This is a genomic window from Mesorhizobium sp. WSM4815, assembly GCF_055811575.1.
Window position 1 is genome coordinate 1 of sequence record NZ_JBVVQS010000036.1, and the last position, 662, is coordinate 662.

Sequence of the window (662 nt, forward strand, 5' to 3'; positions counted from 1 at the left end):
GGCTCGGCCGAGCATTGCGGCGTCGAGGGCAGGGTGGATATCATCACCGGCACGCTCGGCAAGGCATTGGGCGGCGCGTCGGGCGGCTACACAGCGGGCAAGAGCCAGGTGGTCGACTGGCTGCGCCAGCGCTCGCGTCCCTATCTGTTTTCCAACACGCTGATGCCGGCGATCGCCGGCGCCTCGATCCGGGTTTTCGAACTGATCAAAAATGGCGATGCGCTGCGCCAGCGCCTCTATGCCAATGCGGCGCGGTTCCGGTCTGAAATGGGTAAGCTCGGCTTTACGCTGGCCGGCGCCGACCACCCGATCATTCCGGTGATGCTCGGCGATGCGACGCTGGCGCAGGAGATGGCGGCCCGCATGCTGCAGCGCGGCATCTATGTCATCGGCTTTTCCTTCCCCGTCGTGCCCAAGGGCCAGGCCCGCATCAGGACGCAGATGTCGGCCGCCCATTCGGCCGCCGATATCGACCGGGCGGTCGAGGCGTTCGGCGCGGTCGGGCGCGAACTTGGTGTGATTTCCTGAACAGCCGGAAGCGAAAAGTGATTCCGGATCAAGAGTTTCAAGGGAAAAAAGAATGTTGAACATGATGAAGGCGCTGGTCAAGGCCAAGGCCGAGCCGGGCATCTGGATGGAAGAAGTGCCGGTGCCGGAAATCG

At 63.7% G+C, this 662-nt stretch carries 1 protein-coding gene; it reads left to right on the forward strand.

The window, feature by feature from the left end; genetic code table 11:
• Window positions 1-528 (forward strand): aminotransferase class I/II-fold pyridoxal phosphate-dependent enzyme (locus tag AC0L2B_RS00145; RefSeq protein ID WP_473743628.1); only part of this gene is annotated, 528 nt, incomplete at its 5' end.
• Between the last annotated feature and the right edge of the window lie 134 nt (window positions 529-662).